This is a genomic window from Bernardetia sp. MNP-M8, assembly GCF_037126285.1.
Taxonomy (GTDB): Bacteria; Bacteroidota; Bacteroidia; order Cytophagales; family Bernardetiaceae; genus Bernardetia.
Genome location: NZ_CP147012.1, coordinates 1,119,331 through 1,134,261, shown reverse-complemented (window position 1 = coordinate 1,134,261; position 14,931 = coordinate 1,119,331). Strand labels below are relative to the sequence as shown.

The 14,931-nt window shown below is 32.2% G+C and carries 7 protein-coding genes; 5 read left to right on the top strand and 2 right to left on the bottom strand.

Annotated elements, in window-relative coordinates; genetic code table 11:
• Positions 1-89 precede the first annotated feature (89 nt).
• The gene (locus V9L04_RS04710; RefSeq protein WP_338792925.1) at positions 90-2,147 is read right to left on the bottom strand and encodes a CBS domain-containing protein; all 2,058 of its coding nucleotides are present in this window, start codon (positions 2,145-2,147) and stop codon (positions 90-92) included.
• Between the two features lie 318 nt (positions 2,148-2,465).
• Between V9L04_RS04710 and V9L04_RS04705 the strand changes: the two genes are divergently transcribed.
• On the top strand, positions 2,466-3,077 hold the full coding sequence (locus V9L04_RS04705; RefSeq protein ID WP_338792924.1) for a fumarylacetoacetate hydrolase family protein: 612 nt from the start codon (positions 2,466-2,468) through the stop codon (positions 3,075-3,077).
• A 181-nt stretch (positions 3,078-3,258) separates the two neighbouring features.
• Positions 3,259-4,587, top strand: coding sequence for a tetratricopeptide repeat protein (locus tag V9L04_RS04700; RefSeq protein ID WP_338792923.1), 1,329 nt, complete (start codon positions 3,259-3,261; stop codon positions 4,585-4,587).
• A 190-nt stretch (positions 4,588-4,777) separates the two neighbouring features.
• Here the strand turns inward: V9L04_RS04700 and V9L04_RS04695 are convergent, their stop codons facing one another.
• Positions 4,778-5,626, bottom strand: coding sequence for an SUMF1/EgtB/PvdO family nonheme iron enzyme (locus V9L04_RS04695; RefSeq protein ID WP_338792922.1), 849 nt, complete (start codon positions 5,624-5,626; stop codon positions 4,778-4,780).
• 260 nt (positions 5,627-5,886) lie between these two features.
• Here V9L04_RS04695 and V9L04_RS04690 point away from each other — a divergent pair, with 260 nt between their 5' ends.
• The 3 genes from V9L04_RS04690 (at position 5,887) to V9L04_RS04680 (ending at position 14,905) form a co-directional block, all read left to right on the top strand.
• Positions 5,887-9,600 (top strand): VIT domain-containing protein, encoded by a 3,714-nt coding sequence (locus V9L04_RS04690; protein WP_338792921.1) that lies wholly within the window; start codon positions 5,887-5,889, stop codon positions 9,598-9,600.
• 167 nt (positions 9,601-9,767) lie between these two features.
• Positions 9,768-11,489 carry a PHP domain-containing protein gene (locus V9L04_RS04685; RefSeq protein WP_338792920.1) on the top strand — a complete coding sequence of 574 codons (1,722 nt, stop codon included), beginning with the start codon at positions 9,768-9,770 and terminating at the stop codon, positions 11,487-11,489.
• Positions 11,490-11,629: 140 nt separating this feature from the next.
• Complete coding sequence (locus V9L04_RS04680) at positions 11,630-14,905, top strand: hypothetical protein (RefSeq protein ID WP_338792919.1); 3,276 nt, start codon at positions 11,630-11,632, stop codon at positions 14,903-14,905.
• The last annotated feature ends 26 nt before the right edge of the window (positions 14,906-14,931 follow it).

The following is a 14,931-nucleotide window of genomic DNA, read 5'->3' as shown; positions in this document are numbered from 1 at the left end:
CCTAAAATTTCTTTTTTTAATTCATCAATAAAAGAATTTTTTGAAAAAGTAAACCCTAAGGGGCTTTAAAGCCCCTTAGGGTTTTGTTTCTACTCCTCCTCTTCTCCAGCCAAAACATTTCTAAGCGAATCTATGCCTTCTATTTTAATCTCTCTATCTTTTATATTTTGAGGTTGTGAAGAGTTTTTGAGCTTTTCATTTTTTTCATTTTGTTCTCTGCGTTTTCTTCTTCGTTCTGCAATTCGTTTCAAAAGACTAGCTGTAATATTTAAAAAATTAGCTTCTGTAATTATTCCAACTAGATTATTATTTGCCACGACAGGCAAACAACCTACTTTGTGTTTTCGCATCAAATCCATGGCTTCATGAATATTGGCTTCTGGTGAAACAGTATGTACATTAGTTATCATCAAATCTTTGACTGTTGTTATATTATTTTTTATATCTCTTTGTTGAGAGTTGAAATGACGCAGCAAAAGACGAGAAGAAACCAAACCACCCAAAACACCATCACGACATTCAACAGGTAAATAACGAATGCGTTGCCAGTCCATAATATCGGCTGCAAATTCGGGAACATCATCTTCAGTTACCGTAAAAAGGTCAGTATCCATAAACTCTTCTACTAACAAATCAGAAGGTTGCCAATCTGAAATATCTTCAATAGTGGCAAGTTTCCATGTATGAATGGGCTGATTACTTTTTTGTTTGGCTGCAATGGCTACCGTAATGGCTGTCATTACTTCTTCTTTTGTGGTCTGTTTAATGAGCTTAGAATAAGATTGTAACATCCAACTAGAGCCTGTTTGTTCGGATTTTACACGAGCTTCAACAATTCCCATGTATTTATCAATATCTGTTTGATCGACATTTGCTTTTTGTAGTCCTTTTCTTGCCATCGGAATTATTTCGTCCAAGAGTAAATCCTTAACACTCATTTTTTTGCCATTTACCCACTTTACATCTACTCGCAGACCGTGACGAGCCACATTCATAAAGTTTGCACGAGCATCATCAAAATCCATTATTTCAGTTACATCTGGATAAGTATCTTCAAAGGCATTCATAGCACCAATCCAAAGAGCTGCATTTGCGACTTCATCTACCACAGTTGGACCTGCTGGCAGAATACGGTTTTCAATTCTCAAATGAGGTTTTCCATTCGGACTTACACCATAACAAGGACGATTCCAACGATATACCGTCGAATTATGAACATTCAAGGCACGCAACTTTGGTGTTTTTCCTTCTTGAACCATCTTTAAAGCGTCTTCATCAATATCAGTTGTAAGTAAAACTCTAAAACGCATGATGTCTTCACGATATAAATCTAAAATTGAACCTTTGAGCCATTTATTGCCAAACATCACACGAGGACTGCGTTCACGCAAATGTTCTGATGAAATACGAGTATCGACCGACTGACGAAAAAGTGCAATTCTGGTTTCACTCCAAAGACGTTTATTAAAAAGCATCGGAGAGTTGCAAGCTGCTGCCAAAATAGGTGCAGAAATAGCCATAGCAACATTATATTTTGATACAAACTCTTCAGGTTTTATCTGCAAATGAACCTGAAAACTGGTATTACAAGCCTCTACTAATGCTGTATCGTGTAAAGTATTTAGTTCGTCAATTCCTTCAATTTTTAGTTCGTAAGTTTCCTTTCCTCGCAATTTTTTGAGGGAATTCATGAGCGCATAATACCTATCTAATGGCGTAATATTGTCAGTAGTGAGGTCAAATTTTCGTATTGTTGGTAATATTCCTGTCAAGATATAATCGATATCCTGTTTTTTAGTAACTTTTTCTAAAGCCTTTAGTAAACTGATTGTTTCGGCTTCCAGTTTTGAAAAACAATCACCCTTGAAAGGTTGAGGTTCTAGGTTACATTCTACATTAAAACGAGCCAATTCGGTTGTAAAACTATCATGATTTAGTTCTTCCAAAACTTCTAAACAAGTGGCAGAGGGTTTTCCGTGGTCATCTACCAGACAAATTTCTTGTTCTGCTCCAATGTGCATTTGCTCGTTATCGAAGCAGTCTTTTTTGAGCATCAAATCAAGAGCCTGAATATCTTTGAGTAAGTATCGTGTAAATTCATTGAGGTCAAGCTGATTATCTGCTATTCGTACATTCAAATCTCCCATAAAAATATATATAAGTGTTTGTGAAAAAGTGATTTTTAAGTTATATGTTTTGGTAAATTAATCTAAAATACAAATTTTAATTTATTATCTTAATTAAACTCAAAATTTTTGTAATACCAGTGTATGACTTAGGAACAATTACAAATTTAATTTATTGATTACCAGTTAATTGAATGTTTGAAAATAGTAGTTTATTTAATTCTTATTCCTTATCAAAATCTTGTTTAAAAAAGAAAATTTGATTTTGTATTTTTGTATGAAATAAATATACTAATTCGTTGCTACATTTTAATAGACTCACTTCAAAATAAAAAACACATGAAAATTCTTTGCATTGGCAGAAATTATGCAGACCATATCGCCGAACTCAAAAACGAACGCCCAACAGAGCCAGTCATTTTCTTAAAACCAGATACAGCTATTCTTAAAAATAACGATGCGTTTTATCATCCCGATTTTAGCAACGATATTCATCATGAAGTAGAATTACTTTTGAGAATTTGTAAAGAAGGAAAACACATTGAAGAAAAATTTGCAGCTTCTTATTATGACAAAATTGGCTTAGGAATAGATTTTACAGCAAGAGATTTGCAATCCAAAGCAAAAGAAAAAGGACTTCCTTGGGATATTGCAAAAGGGTTTAATGGCTCTGCACCTGTTTCAGAATGGCTAGAACTTTCAGATATTAGAGACATAAATTCAATTGATTTTCATTTGGACGTAAATGGAGAAACACGCCAAAAGGGAAATAATGAGTTAATGATTTGGAACTTTGATGAAATAATAGCGTATATTTCTAAGTTCTTTACTCTCAAAATAGGCGACATTATTTTTACAGGAACGCCAGCAGGCGTAGGCAAAGTAAATATTGGAGATAAATTGGAAGGTTTTATAAGAGAGAAAAAAATGTTAAATTTCGAAATTAAATAATCTCATTTAGTGGTAAGTTATAAGTGGTGAGTGATAAATTAATTTCAGAATTACCTTTACAGAAAAATACATGTGAATCTATGAAGGAATAGAAATCAATTAAAGTATTATTATTAAACGATAAACCATTTATAAATCAATTACAAATTACATTCGTAATTATTTCTAAGCTATAAAAAGTATGAAAAAAAACACTTCAATTTTTAAAATAATAGTTGCAAATTGTAGCTTTCTCTTCATACTTTTTATTTTTGGTTTTGCTAAGGCTCAACCAGAAGTTTATACCAAAGCCGTCGAAATGGCTCAAAAGGGAAATCCTCAAGATGGATTAAATCTTCTCAAAACAGAGTTAAATGCTGATTCTAAAAATACGGAGTTGCTTTATTATACAGGACTTTATTTGGAACAACTCAAAAATATTCCTAAAGCTGTTGAACTTTATAAAGAAGCTGTCAAAATAGATAAAACTAATTTTGAAGCAAATTATAGACTGGGATTTTTGTATGAAAAAGTAGATTCTATTTCACAAGCTTTTTCTTATTATGAAATGGCTCTCTCTCATGTTCCTGCTTCCAAAGAACAAGAAAAAAATACAATTTTGGGCAGGATTATTATTCTTTCTGATGAAGCTGAAAAATTCGATGAAGAAACTATAAAGTATGCCGATGAGTATTTTGAATCTGAAGATATAGATAATATTCCTCCTCCTGTTGCACTTTCATTAGCAAATATTCTCTATCAAAATTCAGAATATGAAGATGCTCAAGAACTTACAAAATCTATTTTAGAAAAGACTAATTCGAATGCTTATCCTATTCAGAAAGCTGCTTTTATTTATACTAGTTGTGCTTTTCGTTTACAGGATTTTGATGGAATGACGACCTATTATGCTAGAATAAAAGATGAAAAACTCAAAACTGAATTAGAAAATACAGCTCCTCAATATTATTATAATTTGGGTTATGCTTATTTTTTTATGTATGACTTTGATAGAAGCATGCGCTATCTTAGAACAGCTCTCACAATAAAGCCTGATTATTCTTCTGCACAAATTTTTTTGAATAAAGTAGAAGACCAAAATACAGATAAATCAGATGCAATTTATCATATCAAGAAAAAGATAGAATTGTCTAAAGAACTTTCTCATGATGCAGCTTATTATTATGACCTCACTCGTCTATTTGTGTATGAAAAACGCTACAATGAAGCTATAAAAGTAGCTGATTCATCTTTGCGTTTAGAACCTAATAGACATGAAGTTTATTTTTTGGAATCAATAGCTAACTATAAAACTAATAGAGACAAAGAAGGAATAGTAATTATACAAACAGCACTTAAAAACTTCCCAAAACTAGATAATGAAACACGTTCTAAATATTATTTTCTTTTAGGATTACTTTATAAAAGAACCCAAAATTATGGAGAAGCAAGAAAAGCCTTTGAACAATCCAAAAGGGGAATTTTCGAAGACGCATCTCATTGGGAAATCAAATCAATTACCAGTAAGTAATTACGAATTACGACCTGCCAAAGCAGCGAAGCTAACTACAAATTTTTCTCACTAAAAAACAGCATCATTTATACTAAAAATCAGAGAAACGTAGTTTCACACTGATAACTGATAACTGATAACTGATAACTGATAACTGATAACTGATAACTGATAACTGATAACTGATAACTGATAACTGATAACTGAATTATTTATCCATTGCTACTCTAAAACCAATCAAGTTGCTACCAAAACCTTGAGGGTTGTAATAACGATTTGCTGTACGTAGATTTCCTTTGTTTCCAAACCAACTTCCTCCTCTGATGCAACGATTCAAACCTTGTGGAACTCCTTTAGGATTTTTTTCACGTCCTTGGCGATAACGTCCATAATGGTCAGAACACCATTCCCAAACATTTCCAGACATATCATATGTTCCTAATTCATTAGGTCTTTTTAATCCAACAGGTTGTACCATTTCTACTGAGTTTCCTTCGTACCACCCGACCACTTCTGCGTAATTTGCGCCTGCATAGGTATAATGTTGAGTTTTTAATCCTCCTCGTGCTGCATATTCCCATTCTGATTCTGTTGGTAATCTTTTGCCTGCCCATTCTGCATACTGACTAGCATCATCCCATGTTACGCCTACTACTGGATGTGTATCATTCCATCCCCACATTGGTTCTTTTGGCATATCTCTTCCTGTGGCATCACAAAATTCTCTGTATTGTTTTACTGTTACCTCATATCTTCCAATATAAAAATCATCTAAATCAACTTCATGAATAGGCATTTCATTTTCAAAAACCGTACTTCCCATATTAAAAATACTACCTTTTACAAAGACCATTCCTGCTGTATCTTCCTTAGTTTTGAGCAGATGAGAAGGTAATAAAAAAGTGTAATAATTCGAATATACTTTTGTGGTTTCTAAAGTAGTATATTCTTTATCAAAAGAAGCAGGAAAAAAACCACTTCCCAAAATCAGAATTGCTAATCCTAAAGCAGAAAGCAAAACTGAAAAAATATGAGTAGCTGTAAAACGAGTTTTCATAAAATTCTATATATAAAGTAAATGAGGTGATTTTTGGTATAAGGATGAATTTTGAATCAATTTTAATCCAATCTTTAAATCTACAAAATTAACAAAAACTATAAGGAAAAAATCTTGCCAATGTGATTTATCTTTGTTTTAGGTCAAATATTGTGACAGTAATTAATAAAGTATAAAACCAGCTTTGCAACATTTCTTATAAAACTCATCGTAAAGGTTTTTTAAGATTTATTTACACTTTCTCACTAATGAAACTAATTATGATAAAATACTATTTACACAACTTTATTTTTTTTGCTTGTTTTTACTTTTGTGCTTTAACTTCTGTCTTTTCTCAACAATCAAATGATTTGGGCGATTTATCGATTCTAAAAATCAAAAATGATAGCGCACTTATTTATTTAGAAAACATTTCTATTCAAGTAGAAATTATAGGAAACAGAGCCACAACAGTAACAAAACTTACTTTTTACAATCCAAATGATAGAATTTTGGAGGGAGAATTAAATTTCCCACTTGCCGATAATCAACGTGTTTTCAGATTTGCAATGGATTTGAATGGAAAACTTAGAGAAGGCGTAGTAGTAGAAAAAGAATTGGGAAGGCGAGCTTTTGAAGGAGTAGTCAGGCAAGAAATTGACCCAGCTTTATTAGAAATGACAGTTGGAAATAATTATAAAGCGAGAGTTTATCCTATTCCTGCAAAAGGACGAAAAATAATTTTGATAGGATATGAAGAAGAACTACAAGATAGCAAAGTACCTTTGTATCAAATGAATTTGAAATATGGAAAAGTAAAAGAGTTTGATTTGAAAGTAGAGGTTATTAATCAAATTGAAAAGCCAACAATTAAGCAAAATCAGCTTTCTAATTTTAAATTTAAAAAATGGCAAACTTCATATATCACAGATTCTAAAAAGAAAAATTTTGATGCCACAGGTATTTTTAGTTTTGAGATTCCAACAGAAATAAATGAAAAGATTTTTAGAGAGAAAAACAGTGACAAGAATACAGAAAATGATTATTTTTATATTAATCTGATTCCTACTGTCATTCAAAAAGAAAAAGAAATGCCTTCTTCTATGGCTGTTTTGTGGGATGTTTCGACTTCTAGCAAAGAAAGAAATACAGAAAAAGAAATAGCACTTCTTAAAAAGTATTTAGAAACAATTAGCTCAAAAAAATCAGATAATTCATTAAAAATAAAATTAATTTTATTCAATAATAGAATAGTCAGTCAGAATGAATTTTTGATAAATGAATCTAATTTTGAAAATCAAATTATAAAAATTAAAGAGCAATTAGAAAGCGTAGTTTATGACGGAGGAACAGATTTAAAAGCCATTGATTTCCCTAAATTAGACCAAGAGGAAATCCTTCTTTTTTCGGATGGAATTTCAAATCTATCTTATTCAGAAACAGCTTTTCCTATTAAAAAAGATAATCTACAAACTATTTATACTATTGTTTCTAGTGGAACAAATGATGCTCCTTTTCTAAATTCTTTAGTCCAAAAAACAGGAGGAAATTATATCAATCTTTCTTATGAAACAGAAAAAGAAGCCGTAGAAGCTCTTTTATCTCAAAATTATCAGTTTTTGGGCGCAAAATATAAAAACAGAATAGTAAGCGAAGTTTATCCACAAACACCTCAAACGCTACAAAGAGACAAAACTTTTTCTTTAGCAGGACAAATAAAATCGACTAAAGATACAGAAATAGAAATTCAGTTTGGAATAGGAAAACAGGTATTAGAAACTAGAAAGATAACAATTCCCAAAAATTATAATTCAACCTCTATTCAGCGTATTTGGGCAAACAAAAAAGTAGATGAATTGTCATTAAATTCTATTCAAAATAAAACCAAAATCATTGAAGTAGCCAAAAAATATAGTTTGATTACGCCTTATACTTCGCTTATCGTTTTGGATAGAATAGAAGATTATGTCAGATATGAAATTTCTCCACCAGCCGAACTAAAAGAAGAGTATGAAAAACTATTAGCTCAAAAAACGCAAAAAATAGCAAGTACAGAAAGTGAAATTATCAAATTAGCTCTTGCAGACTATGAAGAAAAAATAGAATGGTGGACAGAAAACAAAAAAGATTCATTACCAGAACAACCCAAGAAAACAAGTCAAACGAACACAACTACTTCTCAAAGCAATACCGAAACCAATACAAATTCTACAACAGAAGCAACAACTGAAAATGTAGAAGAAACAGAAGAAGAAACTGAGGAGGAAGAAAATAACTCTAGTGAAGAAACCGAAAGTCAAACTACTCAAAATCAAACTATTTCAGATAATGAAAGTGAGATTTTAGGCTATGAACGCAATAAAACTATAAAAGGAACTCTTATTTCTGCAGATGGAGCTTTACCAGGGGCAACGGTACAAATAAAAGGAACAACAATAGGGACACAAACAGATATGGAAGGGAATTATTCTATTGTTTGTAGTGAGAAAGATGTACTCGTTTTTAGATTTATAGGGTATAAAACCGTAGAAGAAAACATAGCAAACCGAAGCAACATTGATGTAACTCTTTCAAGTGGAAGTTTGCAAGAGGTGGTTGTTACTGGTATGGCAGTTGAGGAAAAAAGCCAAAGTTTGAGTTATTCTGTTGCTGTAAAAGAAACTATTTCAGAAGAAATTCAATTTTTGAATGGAAAAATAGTAGGTTTAGAGGTTACAAGTTCTCGCAATCAAAACTCTACACAAGTAACTTTAAAAAGTAATTCATCTACTCGTAGTGGTATAGAACCTTTGTATGTAATAGATGGAGTTGTTGCAGAACAAAAAGAAAATGCTAGTCTTGATCCTAGTCGAATATATACCATAACTCTTCTAAAAGAAAAGCAAGGAATGACGCTTTATGGAAATAAAGGTGCTAATGGTGTAATTTTAATTATCACAAAAGAAGCTGCAAAAAATGGTTATTTACTACCCGATTCTGTTACAAAACAGCTTGAATTACAAAGTCAAGAAATCACAGAGTTAGTAGTAAAAGAATGGAGTGCTGATGAACCCTATATGGATTCTATCAAAAATGCTACAAAAGATAATCGTTTTGAAACCTATCTTTTACTCAAAGAAAATTATTCTTCTACACCTTCTTTTTTCTTGAGTGTGGGAAGTTATTTTATTCAAAATGGAGAGGAAGAAGTAGGCTTACAAATCCTTTCTAATGTTGTAGAGCTAGAGCTAGAAAATTATGAGCTTTTGAAAATGTTAGGTTATAAATATAGCCAATTAGGACAAATGGAAACGGCTATTTTTCTTTTTGAAAAAGTAAAAGAATTACGTCCAGATGAACCTCATTCGTATAGAGATTTGGCTTTAGCGCATCAAAAAAATGGCGATTATCAAAAAGCATTAGATTTATTTTATGAAGTTTTGATAATGGATTTTGATAAAGAAGATGAAAACTGGGATACCTTAGAAGACCTTTTTCCTCTTTTTAAAGTTATCGTTTTTTCAGAGTTTTCTAGCTTGATTGAGCTACATAAAGACAAATTAGATTTATCAAAAATCAATAGTAAAATAGCGAAAGAACTGGAAGAAGAACAAAAAAAGCACTTATTCAAAAATATGCCTGTCGATGTGCGTGTTATTTTGGATTGGAATACGCTTGAAACAGATATTGATTTGTGGATAATCGAACCTACTGGCGAAACCTGCAATTATTGGAATAGCAGAACTCAAAATGGTGGTTTTATGATTGAAGATATGATAGATGGCTACGGTTCGGAAGAATATATTTTGAAAGAAGCTATTGAGGGAGAGTATATTATAAAAGTAGATTTTTATGATGACAGAACCCAAAAAATAGTAGGTGCATCTACGCTGAGAGCAATCGTTTATTTCAATTATGGCTCTAAAAATCAAACTCAAAAAGAAATTGTATTTCAATTACAAGCAGGCGATGAGGGAGTAGAAGTTGAAGTAGGTAGGTTTGAGTGGGAAAAATAACTTTCAAACCCTAAGGGCTTCCAAGACCCTTAGGGTTTAAATTATAGTTTTTAGTATCTTTGTAGAAACTATTGTCAAGACACTTTCAAGTGTCAGAAAACTCAAATTTGCCTCTTAGCCGTTGTCGGTGTCCTCACCGACGACTTTGATTAATCTCTACCCAAAAAATGACTAACAAACAACTCGCTCAAGCCTTCAAACTGACAGGTTCTTTACTAGAACTTCACGACGAAAATTCTTTTAAAGTGCGTTCTTATACAGGAACGGCTACTCGTTTGGAAAATCTAAATGAAGTAGCTGCCGAATTATCTCAAAAAGAACTTATTGCTTTAGGTTTTAGTCAGAATATGAGTGAAAAAATTCTTTCTCTTCTAGAAAATGGAAGTTTTAAAGAGTTAGATGAACTGACCAGCCAAACGCCAGCAGGAGTTTTCGAAATGCTCAATATAAAAGGAATGGGAGCAAAAAAAGTTCGTGTTATTTGGACAGAATTAGAAATTGAAACAGTAAAAGATTTATACCAAGCTGCTAAAGATGGTTCGTTAGAAAAAACAAAAGGGTTTGGAAAAAAGACAGCCGAAAATATTGCGAATCAGATAGAATTTTTAGAAAAACAAGAAGGAAAACAGCGCATCAATATTGCTTTTAAATATTCAGATTATATTCTTCAAAATTTAGAAAAACAAGATTTCATAGAAAAAATAAGTGCAGCAGGGCAAGTGGCAAGACACGAACCTGTTATTGATACAATTTCTTTTGTAAGCATTTTGAAAGATGGAAAAACGACTAAAGAAGTATTTCAATTTTTGAATAATTTAGATGGAATAAGTTTTGATGCAAAAAATAGTTCGCCTTTTTTATGGAAAGGAAATTTTGATGAAATTGATTTGAATTTAGAAATTCATCTTACAGAAAAAGAAAATTATTATGGAAAACTATTGAGAGAATCGTCTTCACTATCTCACCTAAATTATTCTTCAAATAATCCGAATCATTTGGAAAGTTCTTTGCTTTCGGCTTCTTATCAAAAGGCAAATTCGGAAGAAGAAATTTATCAAAAAATAGGTTCAAAATTTATTCCTTATCCACTAAGAAACGGATTAAATACTTTGGAAAATAATAATAGTGAATGGAAATGGATAACAGAAAATAATCAAAGCGACCTTTTGCAACTTCAAGATTTGAAGGGAACAATTCATAATCATTCAACTTACAGCGACGGACAAAATAGTATCGAACAAATGGCTCTTGCTGCACAAGCCTTGGGGCATTCGTATTTAGTAATTTCTGACCATTCTCAATCTGCTTTTTATGCAAATGGACTTAATAAAGAAAGAGTAGAACAGCAATGGCAAGAAATAGAAGAGTTAAATAAAAAACTAGCTCCTTTTCGTATTTTTAAAGGAATAGAATCCGATATTTTGAATGATGGAAGTTTGGATTATGATGAAAATACGCTCAAAGGTTTTGAAGTTGTGATTGCTTCTGTGCATTCGGTTTTGGGAATGAGCGAAGAAAAAGCAACTGAAAGACTATTAAAAGCTATTCAAAATCCATATACAAAAATCTTAGGACATCCAACAGGAAGGTTGCTTTTGAGAAGAGGAGGTTATCCAATAGATCACAAAAAAATAATTGATGCTTGTGCAGAATATAATGTAGCCATAGAAATAAATGCAAATCCTCATCGCCTAGATTTGGATTGGAAATGGATTGATTATGCGATGCAAAAAAATGTTTGGCTCTGTATTAGTCCTGATGCACATTCTATTGAAGGTTTGAAAGATACACAATGGGGCGTAAGAGTAGCACAAAAAGGAGGACTTTTGAAGAAAAAAACGTTGAATACGCTTTCTATTGAGGAGTTTGAGAGTTGGGCGAAAAGTTAAGATTAATTCAAGTTAAAAAATTAAATTGACTAAATTTGTAGCACAATTTATAAAATAATATTCGTTTATAAAGATAAAATACTTCGTAGGTCAAAGGCTTGCCTTTGACAAAAGATATAAAACCACGTCATAATCAACCTATGAAAAACCTAATTTTTTGGAGAAAATGGTCTTTAGCAGAGCGTATTTTGTGTACACTTTCTATTTTTGCGCTTTTTGTTGCTTTGGGAGCTTATTTGTATGCCTTTATGTTGGGAGAAAAAGCCGTTTTCGAATGGACTTCCAATGGCGAACTTACTACTGTTCCTCTTCAAATTGATAGCTTTCAACATATCTTTTTTCCATTTATTGCAGAAGTAGATGGTTATTTGCTTAACAAGACTTTTTCAACTTCTTTTCTCCAGCTAAACTATTCGGCTGCAAACCTTTTTGCTTTTAGTGTTGCCTTTGCGTGGGTTTTAATTTTGACTGCTGCAACCTATTTGCGTGTTCATTGGTACGGAATTGTGCTTTTTGTTTTTGCTATTTTCTTGAGTTATTGTTCTATTGATGGATTAGCTGGCATTCAAGGACTTATGGATTTTAGAAATGAAAAGACTTGGTTTATTGTCGTTCTTCTGAGTTTTGGAGTGGTTACTTTCTTGTTTCAATTTTTTGCAAAAGGTTCTCTGCTTGTTCGCTTTTTAGTTATTTCTGCTTTGGCTATCGGAATTGGGTTTGTTGTGGATTCTCAACTCAACACACTCAGTAATCCAGTGTTTTTTCTAGCAAACTATGGTATTGTAGTTCCTATTATTTTGACATTTTTGTTTATTATTTTTAATGGACACGAAATTCCTAGAGCTTTATATTGGCTAGTTTCTCGTGGTGCAGATGGCTCAAATAGTACCTTGACCCATTTTGCTATCGTCAGTGGAATATTTTTTCTACACATGGTTTATTCTTATCTTTTCAGTATTCATGGCATTACTTGGGAAATTATTTATATTCCTCCTTTTGTGATTTTTATCATTATGACTGTGCTAGGCATTTGGGGTTTTGTAGGTAGAGAAGCGCATTATAAAAAGTTTTTTGATGCTCGTCCTGTGGGTTTGCTTTTGTATATCGGTTGGGCTTTGATTGCTTGTTCGACAATTATGTATGCCATTTCTACTAATAATGACCCTTTAATTGATATTTTTTCAGACATAATTATTTATTCAAATATCGGTTTTGCGCTCGCTTTCTTCATTTACATATTTATCAATTTTAGTGAGCTTTTAGAAAAAAGCCTTCAAGCCTATCCTCTTTTATGGCAACCTCGTAAAGTAGATTGGAGTTATACAGCTTTGGTAGCTGGAATTGTAATTACCCTTTTATTTTATCGCCATAATTTTATTCATTACAATCAAGCACAAGCAGGTTATTTGAATGGAATTGGAGATGTTTTCTTATCAGAAGCAGATGCTTTAAATAAAAAAGGAGTAGATGAAAATGCAATAGGAAATGGAATTACAAGCAATCTGACATTACAAGAAATTGAAGAGAGAGATAAAAAAGTAGAAGATACCTATCAACTAGCGAAAATAAATTATAAATCTGCTCTTCAGAAAATTTATACAAATCATAAAGGATATTGGGGAATGGCAGGAATTGCATTGCGTCAATATCATTGGCAAGAAGCCTTTTCTTTTTTAAGAATTGCATCCGAACGTACAGCATCGCCTTATACATATACAGCAGTTTCGGATTTAATGCTCAGAACAAATAATGCAGACCAATCTTATTATACCCTTCTGAATGGTTCGGCTGAGTTTCCAGAAAGTCCACAACTAAAAAATAATTTGATTTTTAGTTCTATTGAGCGTTTTGGTTTACAAAACAATGATTCTTTGGCTAGAGAATTAGAGAAAGTCAAAAAATACGCTGATTCTGAGCAAGCAAAATCTACTTTGGAAACAAACTGGTGGACATTAAATGCACTGACGGACAATTATACAGCCTTAGACTCTTTAGAATTACGCATCAAAACGCAAGACAATACAGGCGCACTTTCAAACAAAATTTTATATCAAAAACGCTTCTTTGATTTAGATAAAAAAGAAGCTAATTTAAACTCAAATACAGATATTAATTTTAATGAAAAGCTAGTTCAAGATTCAGTTTGGACGACGGAAGATTTACTCTATGTTTATCACTACGGACTGCTCAATCAGCGAGTAGCAGACGAACAAGCTAATCAAAAAATAGATAGCACAATTGTAGAACTAATCAAAAATAGAGAGCAGGTTTTAGCAAATCAAGAACATGTTCCTTTTATGCTTTTGGTAAAGGCTGTCAATCAATACAAATTAGGAGATGTTTATAATGCTTTTATTACACTAAAATATTTAGATACGGCTTATGGAAATTCGTCTTCACAGTACAAACATTTATTAGGACTTTGGTTTTTAGAACACAAACAATACGATGAAGCAAGTTTGTATTTTAATAAAGCCTATTTGATGAATAGAGGATTAAATAATTTGTATGAAGCCATTGCAATTTCCGAAAAAGTACGTTATCAAGAAGACAAAACAGAAGCTCTTCAAATGTGGAGAGGTTGGGATACGACAGCAACACATCCTTTTCAGGCAACAGCAAACGAAATGTATTTGACTCTACAAGCTGACGCTAACCAAAAAATAAATTTTGATTCTTTAGATGAAGATGCAAAAAGACGTTATTTCCATTACCAAATTCCATATTTGATAGGAGAAGAAGGCACAAAAGAATTTGCTGAAAAGCTCCAAACCATGACAAATCAAAACTTGAAACTAGAAGTAGTTTTGGATAAAATAGAATTTGATTTAAAACGAGGAGATTTACAAAGTGCATTAGTTTGGCGAAATTCAGCTACACAACTTAGCGCAGAAGAATTAGAATTCAGAACGCTTGAACGTTTCCAACTTATCGATTTAGAATTACTTTGGAAGGATAATAAATTGCTTTCTTCTGTTTCTATTTTGGATAATCTAAAACCTACTCGTGCATACCAAAAAGCTAAAAAACAATTCTATACAGCTCTTTTTGCTGAGCAATTAGGAGATACTGCTCGTTCTAGAAATGCAATGCAGAAAGCAATTGCAGGACTTCCTTTTGATTTTGAAATTTTGGAAGAAGCAATTGTATATTACAAACGAAATAATCTGAAAGACAAAGCCTATAAAGTTGCTTTTCAAGTAGTAGAAACCTTTCCTTATTCAGCTAAAGCAAATGAAATTTATGCCTTGGAGGCTTTAGATGCAGGATTAGATAATTATGCCGAACGTTCAAAAGAATTTTTGAGGTTGAATATGCCAAAATACTATGAAGAGTTTTCTCCAAAATACGACACACTCAAGAAGCAAAAAGAACGAGAGGTAGAAGAATGGATGAATGGGGGAAATATTGAATGATGAATTGTGAGTGGTGAATTATGAAT

Coding starts and splice junctions, on each gene's coding strand:
- V9L04_RS04680 (WP_338792919.1), top strand. CDS start 11,630: ATGAAAAACCTAATTTTTTGGAGAAAATGGTCTTTAGCAGAGCGTATT.
- V9L04_RS04695 (WP_338792922.1), bottom strand. CDS start 5,626: ATGAAAACTCGTTTTACAGCTACTCATATTTTTTCAGTTTTGCTTTCT.
- V9L04_RS04685 (WP_338792920.1), top strand. CDS start 9,768: ATGACTAACAAACAACTCGCTCAAGCCTTCAAACTGACAGGTTCTTTA.
- V9L04_RS04700 (WP_338792923.1), top strand. CDS start 3,259: ATGAAAAAAAACACTTCAATTTTTAAAATAATAGTTGCAAATTGTAGC.
- V9L04_RS04705 (WP_338792924.1), top strand. CDS start 2,466: ATGAAAATTCTTTGCATTGGCAGAAATTATGCAGACCATATCGCCGAA.
- V9L04_RS04710 (WP_338792925.1), bottom strand. CDS start 2,147: ATGGGAGATTTGAATGTACGAATAGCAGATAATCAGCTTGACCTCAAT.
- V9L04_RS04690 (WP_338792921.1), top strand. CDS start 5,887: ATGATAAAATACTATTTACACAACTTTATTTTTTTTGCTTGTTTTTAC.